Annotated in this window: 17 protein-coding genes and 1 pseudogene; 8 read left to right on the top strand and 10 right to left on the bottom strand. The window is 49.6% G+C overall.

The features are described from left to right. Nucleotides 1-61 precede the first annotated feature (61 nt). The gene (locus A7K91_RS04175; protein ID WP_068679968.1) at nucleotides 62-397 is read left to right on the top strand and encodes an STAS domain-containing protein; all 336 of its coding nucleotides are present in this window, start codon (nucleotides 62-64) and stop codon (nucleotides 395-397) included. Continuing rightward, nucleotides 394-813, top strand: a complete 420-nt coding sequence (locus A7K91_RS04170) for an ATP-binding protein (protein ID WP_068679966.1) — start codon at nucleotides 394-396, stop codon at nucleotides 811-813. Before A7K91_RS04175 ends, A7K91_RS04170 begins: the two co-directional genes overlap by 4 nt. 56 nt (nucleotides 814-869) lie before the next feature. On the opposite strand, the gene A7K91_RS04165 is transcribed toward A7K91_RS04170, so the two are convergent. Together A7K91_RS04165 and A7K91_RS04160 are read right to left on the bottom strand one after the other, a co-directional pair. Next, the gene (locus A7K91_RS04165) at nucleotides 870-1,751 is read right to left on the bottom strand and encodes a CheR family methyltransferase (protein WP_082967221.1); all 882 of its coding nucleotides are present in this window, start codon (nucleotides 1,749-1,751) and stop codon (nucleotides 870-872) included. Then, nucleotides 1,751-4,534: a response regulator gene (locus A7K91_RS04160; RefSeq protein ID WP_068679964.1), complete on the bottom strand. Its 2,784-nt coding sequence runs from the start codon at nucleotides 4,532-4,534 to the stop codon at nucleotides 1,751-1,753. The genes A7K91_RS04165 and A7K91_RS04160 overlap by 1 nt, the downstream gene beginning before the upstream one ends. A 227-nt stretch (nucleotides 4,535-4,761) precedes the next feature. Here A7K91_RS04160 and A7K91_RS04155 point away from each other — a divergent pair, with 227 nt between their 5' ends. The 3 genes from A7K91_RS04155 (at nucleotide 4,762) to A7K91_RS04145 (ending at nucleotide 6,707) form a co-directional block, all read left to right on the top strand. Further along, nucleotides 4,762-5,229, top strand: a complete 468-nt coding sequence (locus tag A7K91_RS04155) for a DUF948 domain-containing protein (RefSeq protein WP_068679962.1) — start codon at nucleotides 4,762-4,764, stop codon at nucleotides 5,227-5,229. Nucleotides 5,230-5,487: 258 nt separating this feature from the next. After that, a complete protein-coding gene (rsbW, locus tag A7K91_RS04150) occupies nucleotides 5,488-5,934 on the top strand; it encodes an anti-sigma B factor RsbW (RefSeq protein ID WP_068679960.1) in 447 nt (148 codons plus the stop codon). Next, complete coding sequence (locus A7K91_RS04145; protein ID WP_068679958.1) at nucleotides 5,931-6,707, top strand: sigma-70 family RNA polymerase sigma factor; 777 nt, start codon at nucleotides 5,931-5,933, stop codon at nucleotides 6,705-6,707. The genes rsbW and A7K91_RS04145 overlap by 4 nt, the downstream gene beginning before the upstream one ends. A gap of 273 nt (nucleotides 6,708-6,980) precedes the next feature. On the opposite strand, the gene A7K91_RS04140 is transcribed toward A7K91_RS04145, so the two are convergent. Continuing rightward, complete coding sequence (locus tag A7K91_RS04140) at nucleotides 6,981-7,388, bottom strand: YtxH domain-containing protein (RefSeq protein WP_068679956.1); 408 nt, start codon at nucleotides 7,386-7,388, stop codon at nucleotides 6,981-6,983. Between the two features lie 178 nt (nucleotides 7,389-7,566). Here A7K91_RS04140 and A7K91_RS04135 point away from each other — a divergent pair, with 178 nt between their 5' ends. After that, complete coding sequence (locus A7K91_RS04135) at nucleotides 7,567-8,526, top strand: 1,4-dihydroxy-2-naphthoate polyprenyltransferase (RefSeq protein WP_068679954.1); 960 nt, start codon at nucleotides 7,567-7,569, stop codon at nucleotides 8,524-8,526. A 139-nt stretch (nucleotides 8,527-8,665) separates the two neighbouring features. Here A7K91_RS04135 and A7K91_RS04130 read toward each other — a convergent pair whose 3' ends face one another. The 3 genes and pseudogenes from A7K91_RS04130 to A7K91_RS04120 all read right to left on the bottom strand — a co-directional run. Next, entirely contained in the window at nucleotides 8,666-10,348 is a 1,683-nt protein-coding gene (locus A7K91_RS04130; RefSeq protein WP_082967220.1) for an alpha/beta fold hydrolase, read from the bottom strand. A 69-nt stretch (nucleotides 10,349-10,417) separates the two neighbouring features. Beyond that, nucleotides 10,418-10,711: an SdpI family protein gene (locus A7K91_RS27420; RefSeq protein ID WP_425415639.1), complete on the bottom strand. Its 294-nt coding sequence runs from the start codon at nucleotides 10,709-10,711 to the stop codon at nucleotides 10,418-10,420. A gap of 188 nt (nucleotides 10,712-10,899) precedes the next feature. Then, nucleotides 10,900-11,187 (bottom strand): annotated as a pseudogene (locus A7K91_RS04120) (autorepressor SdpR family transcription factor); the annotation flags it as partial. Nucleotides 11,188-11,367: 180 nt separating this feature from the next. On the opposite strand from A7K91_RS04120, the gene A7K91_RS04115 reads away from it, so the two are divergent. Next, nucleotides 11,368-11,928: a sigma-70 family RNA polymerase sigma factor gene (locus tag A7K91_RS04115; protein WP_082967219.1), complete on the top strand. Its 561-nt coding sequence runs from the start codon at nucleotides 11,368-11,370 to the stop codon at nucleotides 11,926-11,928. Then, complete coding sequence (locus A7K91_RS04110; RefSeq protein ID WP_068679947.1) at nucleotides 11,915-12,718, top strand: DUF4367 domain-containing protein; 804 nt, start codon at nucleotides 11,915-11,917, stop codon at nucleotides 12,716-12,718. Before A7K91_RS04115 ends, A7K91_RS04110 begins: the two co-directional genes overlap by 14 nt. 113 nt (nucleotides 12,719-12,831) lie before the next feature. Here the strand turns inward: A7K91_RS04110 and A7K91_RS04105 are convergent, their stop codons facing one another. Genes A7K91_RS04105 through A7K91_RS04090 form a run of 4 tightly spaced genes read right to left on the bottom strand, consistent with a single transcriptional unit; the run spans nucleotide 12,832 to nucleotide 16,935 of the window. Beyond that, nucleotides 12,832-13,941 carry a GerAB/ArcD/ProY family transporter gene (locus A7K91_RS04105; protein ID WP_068679945.1) on the bottom strand — a complete coding sequence of 370 codons (1,110 nt, stop codon included), beginning with the start codon at nucleotides 13,939-13,941 and terminating at the stop codon, nucleotides 12,832-12,834. A 6-nt stretch (nucleotides 13,942-13,947) separates the two neighbouring features. Further along, nucleotides 13,948-14,178 (bottom strand): hypothetical protein, encoded by a 231-nt coding sequence (locus A7K91_RS04100; protein ID WP_068679942.1) that lies wholly within the window; start codon nucleotides 14,176-14,178, stop codon nucleotides 13,948-13,950. A gap of 13 nt (nucleotides 14,179-14,191) precedes the next feature. Next, entirely contained in the window at nucleotides 14,192-15,400 is a 1,209-nt protein-coding gene (locus A7K91_RS04095) for a Ger(x)C family spore germination protein (protein WP_068679940.1), read from the bottom strand. Continuing rightward, nucleotides 15,397-16,935, bottom strand: coding sequence for a spore germination protein (locus tag A7K91_RS04090; protein ID WP_068679938.1), 1,539 nt, complete (start codon nucleotides 16,933-16,935; stop codon nucleotides 15,397-15,399). Before A7K91_RS04090 ends, A7K91_RS04095 begins: the two co-directional genes overlap by 4 nt. Between the last annotated feature and the right edge of the window lie 137 nt (nucleotides 16,936-17,072).

Raw genomic sequence — 17,072 nt, 5'->3', positions numbered from 1 at the left:
GCTTGTCAACCATGTTTGCAACCGATAAGATTAAATTAAGATAACAGGGCGGAGTGAATCGATGATGAAAATGGTACCTTTTGCAATCCAGCAAAGCGAGCAGGATGGAGTTTATACACTAAAGCTGAGCGGCGAGCTTGATTTGTCTGTTGTGCCTCAGCTTCAGAAGTCGCTCCAGCACGTGCTGGAGCGTACGGATGTGGCGTTAAGTCTACATCTGGGAGGTCTGACCTATATAGACAGCACGGGCATTGGCATTATCGTATCCATATTGAAAGCCAGAGATGCCATAAACGCCCCGTTTTACGTGCAGGAGATTCCTTCCTCGATTCGCCGTTTATTCGATTTGACCGGATTGTCGGGTTATTTGAAGGAAGGGACAGAGGCGCAGGGATGAAAGCGATAGGATTGCAGATACCGGCTCAAGCCGAGTATATTGATGTAGCAAGATCGTGTCTCTATGGAGTAGCTGTAAAATTGGGCTTTACCTTTGAGGACATCGAGGATATGAAGGTTGCGTTATCGGAGGCTTGCAATAATGCCGTGTTGCACGGCGGCGCAGAGGGGCAAGAGGTAATCGACATCTCCTTTCAGCCGGGCGATGGCGTCCTTGTTATTTCCGTTACCAATAATGGTCCTTCATTTCTGTACGAGACGGCCAAGCATGATTCCTTGCCGCTCCAGGGACAAGATAGCAGCGAGCTTCGAGTTGGCGGACTCGGCATCTATTTGATGGAGGCGCTTATGGACGAGGTTAGTGTGCAATCGCTGGAGGGATCTACTGAGGTGCGATTATTAAAATACAAATCCTGAAAAGGAGGCCGGACCTTTTTGCCGACCTCCTTTTTTTGTACCCTATTCATGCAAGTTTAGTCCTCCACCGGCAGCTTACGAAAAATACGCTCATCCGGCATAAATTCGATAAACTGCGACTTGTGTGAGGAGATAAACGACTCCTTGCTGCCAAGCGCAAGAAATCCCCCCTTGGCCAGACTATCCGTCAATATTCCGTGTACGCGATTTTGAAGCTCCGGATTAAAGTAGATAAGCACGTTCCGGCAAAGGATGACGTGAAACTCGTTAATGGAGCCGTCCGTTGCCAGGTTATGCCGGGCAAACATCATTTGTTTTTTGATCTGATCATGAAAATAGGCATAGGAATGATCCGTGTCGTAATAGGCGGAAAACTCGCGCGTCCCTCCGGCCTGCAAATAGTTTTTTGTATAAGCCTGCATCCGTTTTAACGGAAAACGCCCCTTTTTTGCCATGGCGATGGCATCCTTGCTCATATCCGTTGCGTAAATCGTGGAGCGCTCCAGAAGCCCCTCCTCCTGCAGCAGAATCGCCATGGAATAAACCTCTTCGCCCGTCGCGCAGCCCGCATGCCAGATGCGCAGCTCCTTTTTTTCACGCAGGATGGGCGCAACATGCTTCCGAAAAGATAGGAAAAACTCCGGATCGCGGAACATCTCCGTCACCTTGATCGAAAAATCCTCCAGCAGCTTATCCAGAAAGCCCTCCTCATGAAGAACCCGGTTCAACAGAGATGTGACCGTAGGCAGTTTGTCCTGCGTCATCCGATTACGAATGCGCCGGCGCAGCGACGAATGCAGGTAATTGTGAAAGTCGAAGCCGCTGCGCCGGCGAATCGCCTCAAGCAGCAGCTCGATTTCAAGCTCCTCCAGCTCCGCGGGCTCCTCGTCGGTATCGGCATAGGGAATAACCTTGTTTTGCCACCATTCAATCGGCATTATTGATCCACCTGCTTTGTCAGCCAAACGCGCATCAGGGAGAATAGCTGCTCCATCTGAATCGGCTTGCTGATATAATCGGAAGCGCCCGCCTCCAGGCAGCTCTCCATATCGCTTCTCATAGCTTTGGCAGTTAACGCGATAATAGGCGTATTTTTCATAAGCGGATGGCGGCGCAAGGCGCGGGTAGTCTCAAAGCCGTCCATAATCGGCATCATAATGTCCATAAGGATCAGATCGAACCGGGAATCAGCGTCAACCATCTCCATACATTCCTTGCCGTTGCTTGCTACCGCTACCTCTAAGCCGCGTTGCTCCAAGGCCTGAATAATGGCAAAAACGTTCCGTGCATCATCCTCCACCAGCAGCACTCTTTTGCCCGGGAACGGATTATGCTTGCTGTCGCCGCTTTCCGATTCGCCGGCCAAGGGCGGTTGAGCGGTTTCCCTGAGCGCCAGTGCGTCGCTTGCCGCCGGAACGCCCGTATGCAGGTTATCTCTGGATGCGGCGGATTCCTGAACGGACTGCTCAACCTCCATAACGGCCGCATCATAATCGACTGGCATATACAGAGTAAAGGAGCTTCCTTTATGCAGCTCGCTGTCCACCACGATGCAGCCATGCAGAAGACGGGCAAACTCGCTGCAGATGGACAAGCCAAGCCCGGTACCTCCATAAATACGGTTCGTGTTGCCGTCAACTTGCTGGAATGCTTCAAAAATCAGCTCCTGCTTGTCTTTCGGAATGCCGATGCCGGTATCAATGATAGAAAAAGCGACAATACGTTCAGGATCGGCGTTTGGCAGGCGATGCTTTGCGACGATGGGGTCCGCTTTATGAATTTTCAAGGTGACGGAGCCGCTGTCGGTAAATTTGAAAGCGTTGGACAGCAGGTTTTTCAAAATTTGCTGAAGCCTTTGGCCGTCCGTGCGAATAATTTGAGGCACATCCGGCTGCATTTCGTGCTGGAACAATACCCCTTTTTTCTCGGCAACCGGATCAAAGCTCAGCTTCATCAAATCGGGAATTTCCGTTACATTAACTTCATCCAGCACAATCGAAACTTTGCCGGCTTCGATTTTGGACAAATCCAGAATATCGTCAATCAGGGTGAGCAGATCATTGCCGGATGAATGAATGACGCGAGCATACCCCTCCTCCTCGGAGGTTAAAGAGCCATTTCCATTTTCATATAATAATTGCGATAAAATAAGAATGCTGTTTAGCGGCGTGCGCAATTCATGCGACATATTGGCAAGGAAATTCGTTTTGTACTGCGCGCTTTGCTTCAGCCGTTCCGCATATTGCTCCAGCTCGGCCTTTGCGTATTCCAGCTCCTTCGTTTTTTGCTCGGCAAACAGATTTTGCTCCTCCAGATGCTCCGTTGTTATTCGCATTTCCTCCTGCTGCATCTGAAGCTCCTCGGACTGGGCCTGAAGCTCCTCTGTCTGAGCCTGAAGCTCCTCGGTAAGCGCCTGGGATTCGCCCAGCAGCCGTTCAACCTCCATACGTCCCGCGGCATTGTCGATGGCAACGCCCAAATGGTCCTCGATGGCCTCCAATAGCTGCAAATGCTGGGTTGTAAAAGGCTCCAGCGACGCAAACTCAATAACGGCGATGGCATGGCCCTGAAATTCCACCGGCACAACAAGCACGCTTTTTGCCCGGAACTCGGCCAGCCCGGATTGAATGCTCGCTTCGTAATCCTCGGGCTGATTCAGCAGAAAAGCCCTCTTATCCTGAGCGCATTGGCCAATCAGGCCTTCGCCCAGCTTAAAGCTTCGATTGTCCTGTTCCTCGCCAAATCCGACATAGGAAGCCAGCTGCTCCAGCCGATCCCGGCCGCCGCTGCTTCTGCGGATATAAAAGGCTCCGTGGCTTGCGGAGACCATAGGCGCAACTTTGCTCAGGAAGGATGAAGCCAGCTTGCCCAGATCGTCCATGCCCTGATTCATGGTAGCGACCTCCGCCACTTTTTCCTGCACCCAGCCTTTGGCCTCCAAATTATCCAGAAGAATGTTCATGGCGTTTGCCAAATCCCTGATTTCATCATTGCTTTGAACGGTAATGCGTTTGCTTAAATCGCCTTTTGCCCGCGAGATTTCTCCGATCACCGCAACAACCTGCTTAATGGTTTGCACGATGGAATTGGATACAAGCAGCACAATAAGCAAGGCAACAGCAGCGACGGCGGTTACAAGGATATAAAGTCCCGTTGTAAGCGCGGTGTTGCGGACATCCAGATCGTTCAGATAGGCCTCATTGTCTGCCAGATGTTTGACGCGCAGCGATTCCAGCAGCCCTCTCAGCTGTTCAATATCGCGTTTGCCGGGATCATCCTGGAAAAATTGAATAATGGCATCAGTCTGATTGTTGCGTCTCATCTCGATGGTTGGTTCGCCTGTTGTGGAAATCCACCGCTCAATCGTTGTTTTGATTTCCTCCAGCTCGCCTTGCTTGGAGGGACTGTCTCCAATAAAACGCTGAAGCGCTTTAAACTGTCCCTCCCATTCCATAATGCTGGTTTTGTAAGGCTCCAGATAGTCCTCGTTTCCGGTAATGAGAAAACCTCGCTGGCTTGTTTCCATATTTATGACATTGTAGCGGATCGTGGTGATCAGATTGGTGATCTCCATGTCTCTTGCCGTCATCGTTTCGATTTCGTTCTGAAGAGAGGCAATCCGGTTGGTGACAAGAAGAATAGCTGCTCCCATGCAGCAAATAATCAATAGATATCCAATAGCTATTTTGAGCCGAATCCCGGCCCGGAATGCTTTCGGCATAATGGCCTCCTTTAAGCGGCTTAATGTTTGGAGTGACTGCTGTATGTGTCGTTTTGCCTTAGGTATTGCCTTTGCGGAATGCCAGCTTTTCACGCGGTTATCCTGGTGTTGATGCGTTTTCGTGTTCTATTATACCATGCCGGAAGCAGGGGGGAGGTCCTTTTTTGGAGTTGTCGTTTCAAAGATAGAGTAGGCGGGTATATCGTTACAAAGGGAGTTGATGATGAATGGAAATAGTGATCGGTGTATGCGCAAGCGTGCTGACGGTTGTTCTGGTAGTGGTGCTTTTGGCGCTTCTCAAAACATTGCGGCAGGCCACGATGGCGATAGATGAGGCAAAGCGCACCATGAGCGAATTGCGGGCAGAGGTTGTTCAGGTCAGCCAGGATGCGCGTTCCGTCATTCAGCATACAGATGCAGTAACTCAGGATATCCGCGACAAAATGAAGGAGCTGGATGCCTTGTTCGGCAGCGTCCGGGAGATCGGTCATGCCACATACGCGTTAACCTCGGCTGTCCGGCAAACCGCAACTGGCGTGGCTGCCAAGGTAAAGAAGGCGGGTGCCGCAGTCACTCCCGCGGCTCCTCAGCCGCCAGAAAACCGCAAGGAGCAGGCAACAGTTGCAGCCATTGCGGACGGCGTGGCATCGGCGATACGTATTTGGAGCAAACTACGGCAGAACTATACCAGTTGAACAAAAGAGAAAGAAGCGTTTGGCCAGAGTGTGAGGGGGTCTGGAGAAAAGCTTATGCTTACGATGCAACGTTCTTTCAGAACGTTTTAAGCGTTCGCTTGTGTTCCCGGATTTCACCATTTGAAAAGTATATTCAGGAAATCTGGGAACAATTGCGATCGGAAGAACTTTTCACACGTCGGCCCACACCGCGGATACTCTTTTGTTCAACTAATATAGTTTATAATAATAAGACTTGGGAAAGGAACGTGCCGCAAAATGAAACAACCGCCGATCCTATTAAACATACCGGCTTCGGCCGATTACTTGGATATTGTAAGAACAACGCTTTATTCCGTTGCAAGCAAATCCGGTTTTCCGTACGAGGATATTGAGGACATGAAGGTTGCCGTAACGGAGGCTTGTACAAACGCGATACTGCATGCATACGGCGGAAGCGAAGAAGGCATTATTGAAATTGCCTTCCAGCAGTGCGAGGGCGGTGAGCTTCAAATAACCGTCCGCGACAATGGCAAAAGCTTTCCTTATGTCCCGTTGGACCCTCAGAGCGCTACGCTGCATGATACTCCGCTTCGTGATGCGGCTATCGGGGGGCTTGGCCTGTTTATGATGCAGGCGCTTATGGATGAGGTGGATGTGCGGTCGGGACAAGGCACCGAGGTTGTGCTCATCAAGCGCAGGAGCAGAAACGAGGAGATGGTATGACCCTTCATTCCTCAAAACTTACCCCGCAGCAAGCAGCGGAAATGATGGAGCTGTACCGAACGGAAGGCTGCAATGACAGCGCAACAGAGCTGCTGCGGCATTACGAGCCGATTGTCCGGATGGCGGCGGGGAAGATGTCGCGCAGCCGGCCGGATCTGTATGAGGACCTTTACCAGGTTGGCCAAATGTCGATGCTGAGGCTGTTCAAGCAATATAACGCCGATCGTGAAATTCCGTTTGAGGGCTACGCCATGAAAAGCATCATCGGCCACCTGAAAAACTATTTGCGCGATAAATCGTGGTATATCCAGGTGCCTCGCCGAATCAAGGAAAAAGGCTTGCTTGTCCAGCGCGCGATCGACGAATTAACGGTGAAGCTGGGACGTTCGCCTCAGGTCGAGGATATCGCCGAATATTTAGAGCTATCGGTGGAGGAAACAATCGAGGTGTTGGCTTCGAGGGATTCCTATCAATATGTTTCACTGGATACGCCCCTGTCGTCAGAGGGTGAAAGCGCGGCGACGATTGGCGACATGATCCAGTCGGACAACGACGACCTGCTGTCCCTGGACGGCCGGCTTGATTTGCGCGATGCGATCAGCAAGCTGAAAATTCAGGAGCAGAAGGTATTGGCGCTGGTCTACGACAAAGGACGCTCCCAGCGTGAAATCGCGGATGAGCTGGGCATTTCCCAGATGAGCGTATCCCGCATCCAACGCAGAGCGATAGAGCAGCTCAAGGGCTTGCTGGGAGAGGATTCCTCTTCCGGCTAGCCCGGTTTGCGGTTAAGCATTATTTCCTGCTGTAAGCCATACATAGAATTAAGACAAAGTTGGATGCTGCTGAAGCTGGCTATGCTGATAGCCGGCTTTGGCGTTGGTGATTTTATCGGCAAAATCCGGCGGGGGATGGCAGCCCGACAGGAGGGATGTTTTCAGTAAAAAAGTAAACTCCAGGAATATCGTATGAACGACGTTCCTGGAGTTTGCTTTACAAGGAGCGGATATTGGGCAACCCCTGTTCACTAAGAAGCTTTAAGATTCACCTTAGTTAGAAGAATTCCCATTAACCGGAGGCAATGAAGCAATATCTGCTTTGATGCCTTCAGCGGCATCCTGAATGGCCTCCTTGGTACCCGTGCTGAATGCTTCAGCGGCATCCTTGACCTCAGAGCCTACAGCTTCAGCCGCCGCTTTGGCATGCTGGCCAATGCTGGATGCAGCCTGACCGGCATTGCTGACTGCCTGGCTTGCTGTTTCTTTAGTGGTGCTGCATACGGAATCCGCCAAATCCTTGGCGCGTCTTCCTACAGCTTGCAGCTGTTGTCCCAGATCGGATCGAAGCTCCTGCCCCGACTTAGGCGCCAGCAGCAAGGCGGCAATGACTCCTACAGCTCCTCCAACCAGCGCTCCCGTAATAATTCCCGATGTTGATGTTGACGTATGCTTGGACATGGTACATCTCTCCTTTACCTGCTTTATGTGTTGTTGCCTATATTGGATACTTACCCTTGTTGTATGAAATTGAATCAGGAAGTTTCATCCGATTGCAATTGCTTTCGGTGTTTTGTGATAAAAGTCACTTTGGAGAATTTGGCATGGCGTTATACTGGCATTGAAAGGACTGATAGTCATGAACAGTATACGTAAATTTCTCCGTCTGGTGGAAATTCAGACCAAGGTCGCCAGCATGCTGCCCTTTTTGCTGGGCTCCGTCTATGCCTGGTTTCGATTTCAATCCTTCGATATCAGCTTGTGGCTGCTTATGTTTGCCTCGCTGCTTTTATTCGATATGACGACAACTGCAATCAACAATTTATACGATTATGTCAAAGCGCAGAAAAAACAGGGCTACGGCTACGAGGAGCATAATGCAATCGTCAAATACGGCATGAATCCGATTGCGGTCTTTATTTTGATCGTCGTGATGTTTTTAACATCTGTTGCCGCAGGCTTGCTGCTTGTTGCCCAAACGGGACTGGTGGTGCTGGCGTTGGGGGCCTTGTCCTTTGGAGTGGGCATCCTGTATTCCTTCGGACCGCTGCCGATTTCCCGCATGCCCCTTGGCGAGCTGTTTTCGGGTTTGTTTATGGGGTTTGTCATTACCTTTGTCGCCGCCTACATTCATACGGACGGCAATCAGCTAGCCGCTATCACGTTGGAAGGCGGAATGCTTGGCGTAAGCGTCAATCTGCTGGAGACATTTCTTCTGCTATTGGTTTCCATGCCAGCCGTGCTGGGCATTGCGGGCATTATGCTGGCCAATAACATATGCGACATGGAAGACGATCTGGCTAACAAGCGTTATACGCTTCCCGTGTACATCGGACAGGAAAAAGCGTTGCTTTTGTTCCATATCATCTATTATGCCGCGCTTCTGGATGTGCCGATTCTGCTCATTATGGGCGTTCATCCCCTTATCGCGCTGCCGCTGCTGCTTACGCTAATTCCAGTGCGCCGGAATATTAAGACGTTCTCTAAAGCTCCCGCCAAGGCAACAACCTTTGTCCTTGCGGTCAAAAATTTCAGTTTGACTACAGCGGCCCGTATAGCCGTCATGCTGCTGGCGATTTTTATCCCTTGGCATTATTAAAAAGGGGCTGCCCAAAAAGTCTGATCCGGTGAATAATTATTGGGCAAAACAGGTCCCTTCTGCCCAATAATTATTGCTTCCTCTTGACTTTTCGGACAGCCTCTTAATAGAGGGTCCATACTATTAAATCCAGGTGGATTTATTTGGCAGTGCTGTTGTTAACCCAATTGCTGATGTCGTTGATGACTTCAATCGGGATGTTGCCCGGCTTGAGGTATTCATTTGGCGTGCTCATGGCACCTTCGCCTTCGGTATAAAAGTGATTGAGTTTTGGATACAGCCGATAAGTTACGTCATTGCGATCTTTTAAATTTTCCTTCCAGATATCAAGCTGTTCCGGCATAACTTGATAATCGCGCCCTCCCTGCAGGATCAGCATTTTCCCTGACTGGTCCTTCGCCATTTCAGCTGGCTCATATCCGCGCAGATCCATAAACCAATATCCGAGCGAATATTCTTTGGGAGGGTTGGCCGTGGACAAGTTAGGGTCCTTCAAGATGGCAAACTGCCCTTTATAATATTCCAACACTTGGAGAGGCATCTGGTTCAAATCTACGAGATAAGAAAATTGCTTTTCCATTAGGTCAAAAAAGGAACCGCCTGGTGCTGACATTAGAACTGTTCCGGCAATTTGCTTATCTTCATCTGCTTCCACAAGGCGCGGCATCATAAAACCTCCTTGACTGTGTCCCAGCACGTAAATCTGTTCCGGATCGATGCCTTCCGTGTTACTCATTTGTTTGACAGCGGTAAGGGCGTCGTCGAGCGCTTCTTCTTTCATCGTTAGATTTGGCAAAAGACTAAGCTGCGCTGCATATTCAAGGCTGCGTTTTTCGTAACGCAAAACGGCAATTCCTTGTGACGCCAAGCCTGCTGCAAGATCGCTGAATGGCTTCAGCACGCCAAGCCACTCGTCGCGGTCATTCGCTCCTGATCCGTGAACGAGCACAACCACAGGATGAGGACCCTCTCCTGCCGGCAACGTCAGTGTGCCAGGCAAAGCCCAGCGACCTTCACCAACCATAACTTCTTTTTCGGTATAGGCCTGCGGATTTGCATAGCTTGGCAATTTGTAGCCTTCCAGCTTCGTTGCCGCGGAAAGATCAAGCAAAAAGTCATCGATCTCGCTACCATGATTAAATCTAAGGACGAACGGTACTTCGCCTTTTTCAAAAGCGAGCGCGAGCCGCACATTTTCATGTACGATGGTTTTATCGGTTGTGAGGCTGGTAATGCCTTTAAAGCTCCCAAGTTGACCTGTTGCGTTTCTAAAAAAATAGTCGATACGCTCCGCCGTAGCAACTGACCCAAGATTGGCGCTAAAATACTGTGTCGAGCTGATATTCGAAGAGCCCAAAGCGGAGGCAATAAAAGCTGTCACTTTGCTAGTGAGATCCATCTTGTCAACGATGATGGCTTGGGATTGTTCATCCCAACCGATTGTGATACCGAGCGCTTCATTAAGAGCTTGAAGTGTAATGTGGGTGCGTTTTTCAACGAGCTGCGCCGCCGATGGCATTGTGATCGCCTTGCCGTCGCTTACGGCTTTATTGCTCCCTATTTTCAAGGATAATGTATGTCCGAGATACTTGACGCTTACAGTCGAGCTGGTTTCGTCCCACAACACTTCTCCACCTAACATTTCGACAACTGCACGTAAGGGCACGATTTGCTCTGAACGGTCAGAGTCAATTTGGATATTTGAAGCTGGAGTAAGCACCTGATTATTCATTGACGCAGCACTTGAGATGGTCGGAAGACTGATGGACAAGGCCAGTATTGCCGAGATTGCTTTTAAGGGAATTGTTGGATTAGTTCTCAATTGTACATACCTCCATAATTTAAAATTTGAAATTTGAACGCCACTTCTGATCTTGTATATAAAATGATCTCATCGGAGCTTCCGACTTATTACATAAGAATACATTGTCGGGATTATGATCAACACTAAAAATGCGAATAAAATAATCCATACAGGTTTTTCGAAAAATAATGAAATAAGCATTAGAATTCCTGAGACTATAAAGATAGGTCCGCCAAAACGATGGGTGCGTCTCCACACATCCTCGTTCGCAAGCGTCCAGGGTGTTCGAAAGCCGATGAAATAATTGTAACGAATGCGTCCTGTTATGTTTCCGATCAAGATGAGAAAAACTCCTAACACAGGAATACCCCATCGTTCCATCGTGATCGTATAGCCTATGTTATACAAAATAGTAAGTATGAACAAAACACTCAATAAAACCGTTATTAAAAGGCGAATCATTTCGAAAGTATCTTCAAATTTAATGTAGTTAAATCGTTTTGGATCTATTTGACGTGTTATTTTAAACAACAAAAAACAACAATATATCCCGTCGTCCCAATTTAAGCTTACTTATCATGTTTAAAACCCTCTTCCTGAACCTTGTCTGAGAACATTTCCAAAAACCATCCCATGACTTCATGCACGACAGTTGTATTCAATGAATAAATGATGTTTTGGCCATTACGTTCATCCAAGACGAGTTTAGCATTTTTTAAAGTGCTTAGATGATGTGAAATACTTGGCTTTGTCATATTAAATTGATCTGCAATTTCTCCTGCTGTCAAATCCCTCTCTCGTAACAAGCTAATAATTTTACGTCGGGTAGGGTCAGATAAGGCTTTAAATGCATCGTTCGTTGTTGTTCACCTCATTCCTTCTTTATTTAGATGATTGTCTAACAATCTAATAGTAGCATTGTTAATACCATTATTCAAGTTTCAAACGCCCTATTGATTTTTATGTTGAAATTTTTTTGTTTTTCATGAAGCGAAATTCTGCCTTGGGGAGTCTAATAAGCAGGAGGTGGTTGAGGGATGAAGGAGCCGGCCGGCCCAATGGTTAAGGAAAGCTTTCCGAAGCATCCGGATGATGCGCTTGAAATGATGATGACGCAATATGGAACAACTGTGCTTCGTTCCGCCTATTTCTATATGGGTGATCGGCATCTTGCCGAGGATATGAGTCAGGAGGCTTTTTTGCGGGCTTATCGGGCTTGGCCCAAGTTTCGCGGAACCAGCTCGGTCAAAACGTGGCTAATGAAAATAACGATAAATGTATGCCGGGACAGATTGGGTTTAAAAATGTCGGGCGAGGAGCCTGCCGACCCGCAAACACTGGAGACGTCCCGCAGCTTTCATGTCGAGGAGGAGGCGCTGAGCAAGCTGGCGCGCAGCGAATTGCTGCAGCATGTTATGAAGCTGCCGATGGCGTTTCAGGAGGCGCTGTATCTGTATTATTATCTGGACATGAGCACGCGGGAGATGGCGGAAAGCCTGGCGCTGCCGGAAGGCACTATTCGCGGCAGATTGCATAGAGCGAGGGAGCAGCTTGGGATTTTGCTAACCAGGGAGGAGAGAGATCATGAAGGAGCTTGAGCAGCAATTGAGGGAGCAATACAAGGCGGAGAGCGACAGCTATATTTTTGGCGATATGGCAATGAACGATAAATTGAAGCAAAGCATCAGAGAAAGGGCAGGTATAAAAGGAGGCGGCGTCATGACAAACATGCAAGCGGATAATATTTCGCCGGTTAGCGGCAAGGATGGGAAAAGCAAGCGCGGGACGATTGTGGCCCGTTACAGATGGCTATCTGGAATAGCGGCGGCAGCACTGGTTATGACAGTAGCTATATCTGCTCCGCAGCTATTCACGGGAGGCAGCGACGGCGGGGCGGTCATATCGAATCCGGGAAGCGAACATGGGGTCATTACCGAGCCTGGAGACGGGAGTCATGTCACGACCCCTGGCGGCGAAGCGTCAGGCGGAACCAGCTTGTCTCCGCTCGTAACGGTTGAGGCCGGTTCAACGGAGGAAGCAAAAGGTTTGTTCGGGAATGATCTGCTTGCGCCATCGTTTGTGCCGGAAGGCTTTCAATTATCCAAAATTGAAGCTACCGGCATGAAGGAAGGAGAGAAGGCGGCGGTAACGCGGGTTGTTTATTTCTACCAGTCGGGCGAGCGGGAATTTACGTATATGATTGACCGGGCGGAAGCCGTCATCCCCATGGAGTTTTTCAGCGAGTCTGAGGTTTCGGGGACAAAGGCATATGTTTTCGCGCAGCCTAACATGACGGAGCTGTATTGGAAAAACGGAGGCCTGCAATTCAGCGTAGTTGGCGGCATAAGCGAGGAAGAGTCTCTTACGGTGGCGGAATCGCTGCAATAGCTGCGATGCAGAAATTGCACCTTAGCGGGAGTTGCTGCCATAACAACGCTGCAATGCTCCGCTTGGATTGCGGAGCGCGGGAGTAATATCAGCAGCGCAGATGGACCGGGGCGTCAAGTCGCCCCGGTCTTTTTTTGCCTGGATTTGAAGAGGTGGAGGAGATAAATCAATCCTACCAGCACGATGAGATTGGAAAGGGACCAGAGCGACCAGAAAGGGGCCAGCGAATTGAGAAAAACGATATCCGGCGCCATGATATAGGAGAAGCCAAACATCAGCAAGCCGACCGGCATAATAAATGCGCGGCCGTACCGCAGCTTGAACAACTGGATAATTGCCTGTTTGGCTGCGTAGATGAGAATGGCGCATTTGAAAAAGGTGGACATAACGTAGCTGATGACCAGAATAAACTCCAGCCGTTGAAGAAAATCGCCGATGCTGATTTTTTTGGCCATGGTATAGGTGGGGTAAAGCTGCTGTTCGGTCAAATAAGCTCCCAGCGACAGCAGAGACAACATTACCAGCATAATAATCATTAGGCCGCCCCACATAACGGCATGCAAATAATGCTTGAACATGCGCTCTTCCTTTTTCACTGCGGGAAAAATCATCAAAAAAGCCGTCATTTCCCCATAGGGAAAGACAGATAGCATCAGAGCCGACCTGGCAAATTCGGCGGGCGAATGATTGAGCACAGGGAGCAGATTACTAAATTCGAGTTCGCCGGTAAGCAGGGCCAGCAGCAGCACGGACAAGCCGACAAATAACAGAAAGAACACCTGCGCGGTGAGCGAGAGAGCCTCCAAACCCGCAAACAGGGCGATAACGACCGTTGCCGAAAAAACAAACAGAATAACGCGCATAGGGGTCTCCATCATAATTTGGGTGGTGACGAACTGTCCGATTGCTCTAACCTCCGCGGAAGCAGCGGACAGCATATGCACAATAAAGAAGAGCGACAGCAATCCGCCTATCCACTTGCCCGCAACATCCCGATGAATGTCTACAAGCGTTTTTCCCGGAAAACGCATGCCGAACCAAAAAATAAACGCGGCAAGTCCCCAGCCCGCAGCGCTGCCGATGATGGTGGCAATCCAAGCATCCTGCTGTACGATACTGGCGGCCAGGGACGGAAGGAACCAGGCAATATCTCCCACGATAAAGAAAATAACCAGCACTTTAAGCTGGCGAACCGACATATATGGCTCTATCTTTGAAGTCATGTCTAATCATTCCCCCATTCCAAAAAGCTTGATTGCCGGAGCGAATGCGGCTTTCAGCAGAAGAAAGGGGCTTGGAAGCGTGATTACATTAAAGGTACAGATGCTGAACCAGCCCCCCAGTGACAGCAAGAGCGTATAGAGGGCTGCCTCTTTATACCATCGCTTTTTGAAAAGAGTTAAGCCTTCCGCAAGAAACGGAATTAGGATGATCCCCAGCGTTATTAAAATGCCGAACACGGCAAACGCCCCCCTACTTTTTCAAGTGGTTAATAAATGAGTCGCGCGTAGTCCCGATCTTGTGGATCTGGCACTTAACATCGTATTTTATTTTCAGCTTGGGCCAATATGTTGTCGCCCATTCGTCTTTTATTTTTTTCCATTGCCGCGGATGGCTCTGATAAAGCTTTTGCCCAAAGCCGAATATATCGAAATCAAAGTTTTTCTGTGCGTAGACAACGGTTTGCTCAATGACATTTTTAAGCTTTTCACTGGCCTGATGCTCCAGATCCGTGATGGTTGCGGGATCGGACAGGTTAATCCTGCATTCCGTATCGGCAATGGTGTTAATATTGGTGACCTTGATTGAAATCAACGGCTCTCCATCAACAATGTCCGCCTTAACAACCGTCTGATTCCGCAGCGTTTCAAGTCCGATTAATCCGCCTGAGGGACAAGCCACATGGCCGGCAGAGCTTTTTACGTTATCCAGGATGTAGTTGTAGCCCCTGCTCTTGGATTCGTCAAGCCACCCGGCCAGCTTATCGCTGGAGAAAACGGCAAGTCCTGTGAAACGCACCTTCGCATCTGGCTTGACTTGCTGGACGTTGGAGATTTTTTTTCCCTGCTCCTTGTTGCCAAAAAGCTGAACGCCGGTTAATACGGGATTAATCCCTTCCGAGACCAACTGCTCAATCAAATTCTCAATTGTTACGGTTGTGGTAGGCGACCAATTTTTGGCGGAGGTGTCCAGCGCATAAAAGAGATTTTCTGCCGGTATGCGCTCCATGGAGGTTAAGGTTTCCAGTATGCTGATGGCGGAGCTATGCCTTGCCACTATGATATAAAAGTCGGTTCTGGTCTCGGGATTACGGGAAAACAAATCCAATACTTCGGAAATACCGTCCTCCGCCAGATTTTCGTCAATAATCAAAACCCGCAGGTGGGCGGAATAGATTTTGCGGGAGCTGCTCTCCGTCATTTTGCGGAAGGCTTCAATCATCGTAGGCGCAGTTGCTTGAAACAGGGTGACAGGAGACATGCCGCTGCTTGTTGTTTTGGCGGAAACTTCGCTGGGTATGACCACCTGGGAGGCTACCCGGTATTGCTTGCCCTCCTTGTCGATAGATGCTGCGAGCTGAATAGCGAGCTCATTCAGCTCCTTCCGGTTCCAGCAGCCGGTGGTGAGCATCATACAGCAGCACAACACCAGGATGGAGGCGGTCAATTTTCGCAGAGTCATGAGCCGGAGCCTCCTTTATTGTTGCCGGTAGGCCAATGACGCGGGTTCTGCCGGAAGCGGTTTAATTTGCCTGTTGATGAAGGACGCGTTTTCATCCATACCCATGGAGCGCGAAATAGGGCATCCTTCTGGTCGCGCCAATTAAACGGAGCGAAGGTATGCAAATAATGTACGCCAAATGATTTGATCGTTCCAAGGTGCAGGACGATGATCATCATGCCTAGCAGAATGCCCAGCAATCCGAAGGAGGCGGAAAGCCCCATCAGCGGAAAACGCAGCATGCGCACTGTTATTGAAAAATTAACCGCCGGTATAACAAAGCTGGAGATTGCCGTGATGGATACGATAATAACCATGGCGGCGGAAACGATGCCGGCGTCGACGGCGGCTTGGCCTATAACGAGGGTGCCGACGATGGAGACAGCTTGACCGACAGTTTTGGGCATGCGGACGCCTGCTTCCCGCAAAATTTCAAACGTAATTTCCATCAGCACTGCTTCCACAAAGGCGGGGAACGGGACCCCTTCCCGCTGCGCGGCTAAATTGATCAGCAAGCCGGTTGGGAGCATTTCCTGATGGAACGTAGTAATGGCTATATAGATGGAGGGCGCAAGCATGGCAATAAAGAAGGAGATATAGCGCAGCATTCGAAGCAGCGTGCTTATGTCTGCCCGCTGGTAATAATCCTCGGCAGATTGGAAAAATTGAACGAACAAGGCTGGCACAAGCAGCACAAACGGCGTTCCGTCCACCAGAATGGCAACTTTGCCCTCCAGAAGGCCAGCCGCGATCGTATCGGGCCGCTCCGTATTGTAGATTAACGGGAAGGGTGTATAGATTTTATCCTGGATGAAGCTTTCGACATAACCGCTTTCCAGAATGCCGTCGATGTCAATCCGGTTCAGCCGCTCCATTACCTCGTCAACGATGTGTTGCTCAGCAAGGCCTTCAATATGCATGACGGCCACGTTGGTCTGTGTAACGTCCCCGATTTTTAGCTCCTGCACCCATAGCCTGGGATCTTTGATCTTGCGGCGGACTAATGTTGTATTGGTGCGGATGTTTTCGGTAAAGGCCTCCATAGGCCCGCGAACGACGGATTGGGAGGTTGGCTCGCTGACACTGCGGTCTTTCCAGCCTTCAGCGATAATAGAGAGGCACTCCGTGCTGCCTTCCAGCAGAAGAATGATGCCTCCCGAAAGTAGCGAGGCGTAAATTTCGTTAGTGTGACTCAATATATTCGTATTGCCCGCTGTAATCACTTTGCTGCTTAAAAAGGAAACAGGGCTTTCGTGAATTTCGGAAGTATTGCGGGACTGGATATGCAGGAAATCCTGAATGGCGTGACGAATGGCTACGCTGTCCGCCAGGCCGTCTATAAAAAGGAGGGCTCCGGTCCAGCCTAAATTGTTGGTCAGCTCTTTGAATATCAGGTCCGAGCTGCTGCCCATTCCGCGTTGAAGCTCATCCAGATTGTTTTTTAAGTCGGGCTGAAGCGTTCCGTTACCGGGTTGAGGTTTATGTGTTTTTGGCACGCCGCTGCCTCCTTTCCATCCCTAAGCTCCCTATGTATCATCTCCGGCTGCCAAGTTTTTCATTCGCAGGAAGAGAATACAGGCATGGAACAGAGAGGAAGCAAAAAACGGCGATAACAGATAAGCTGCATGAGGCT

This window comes from Paenibacillus oryzae (genome assembly GCF_001675045.1).
GTDB lineage: Bacteria > Bacillota > Bacilli > Paenibacillales > Paenibacillaceae > Pristimantibacillus > Pristimantibacillus oryzae.
Note: the sequence above shows the minus strand (reverse complement) of the source record. Positions and strands in the feature narration are given on the sequence as shown.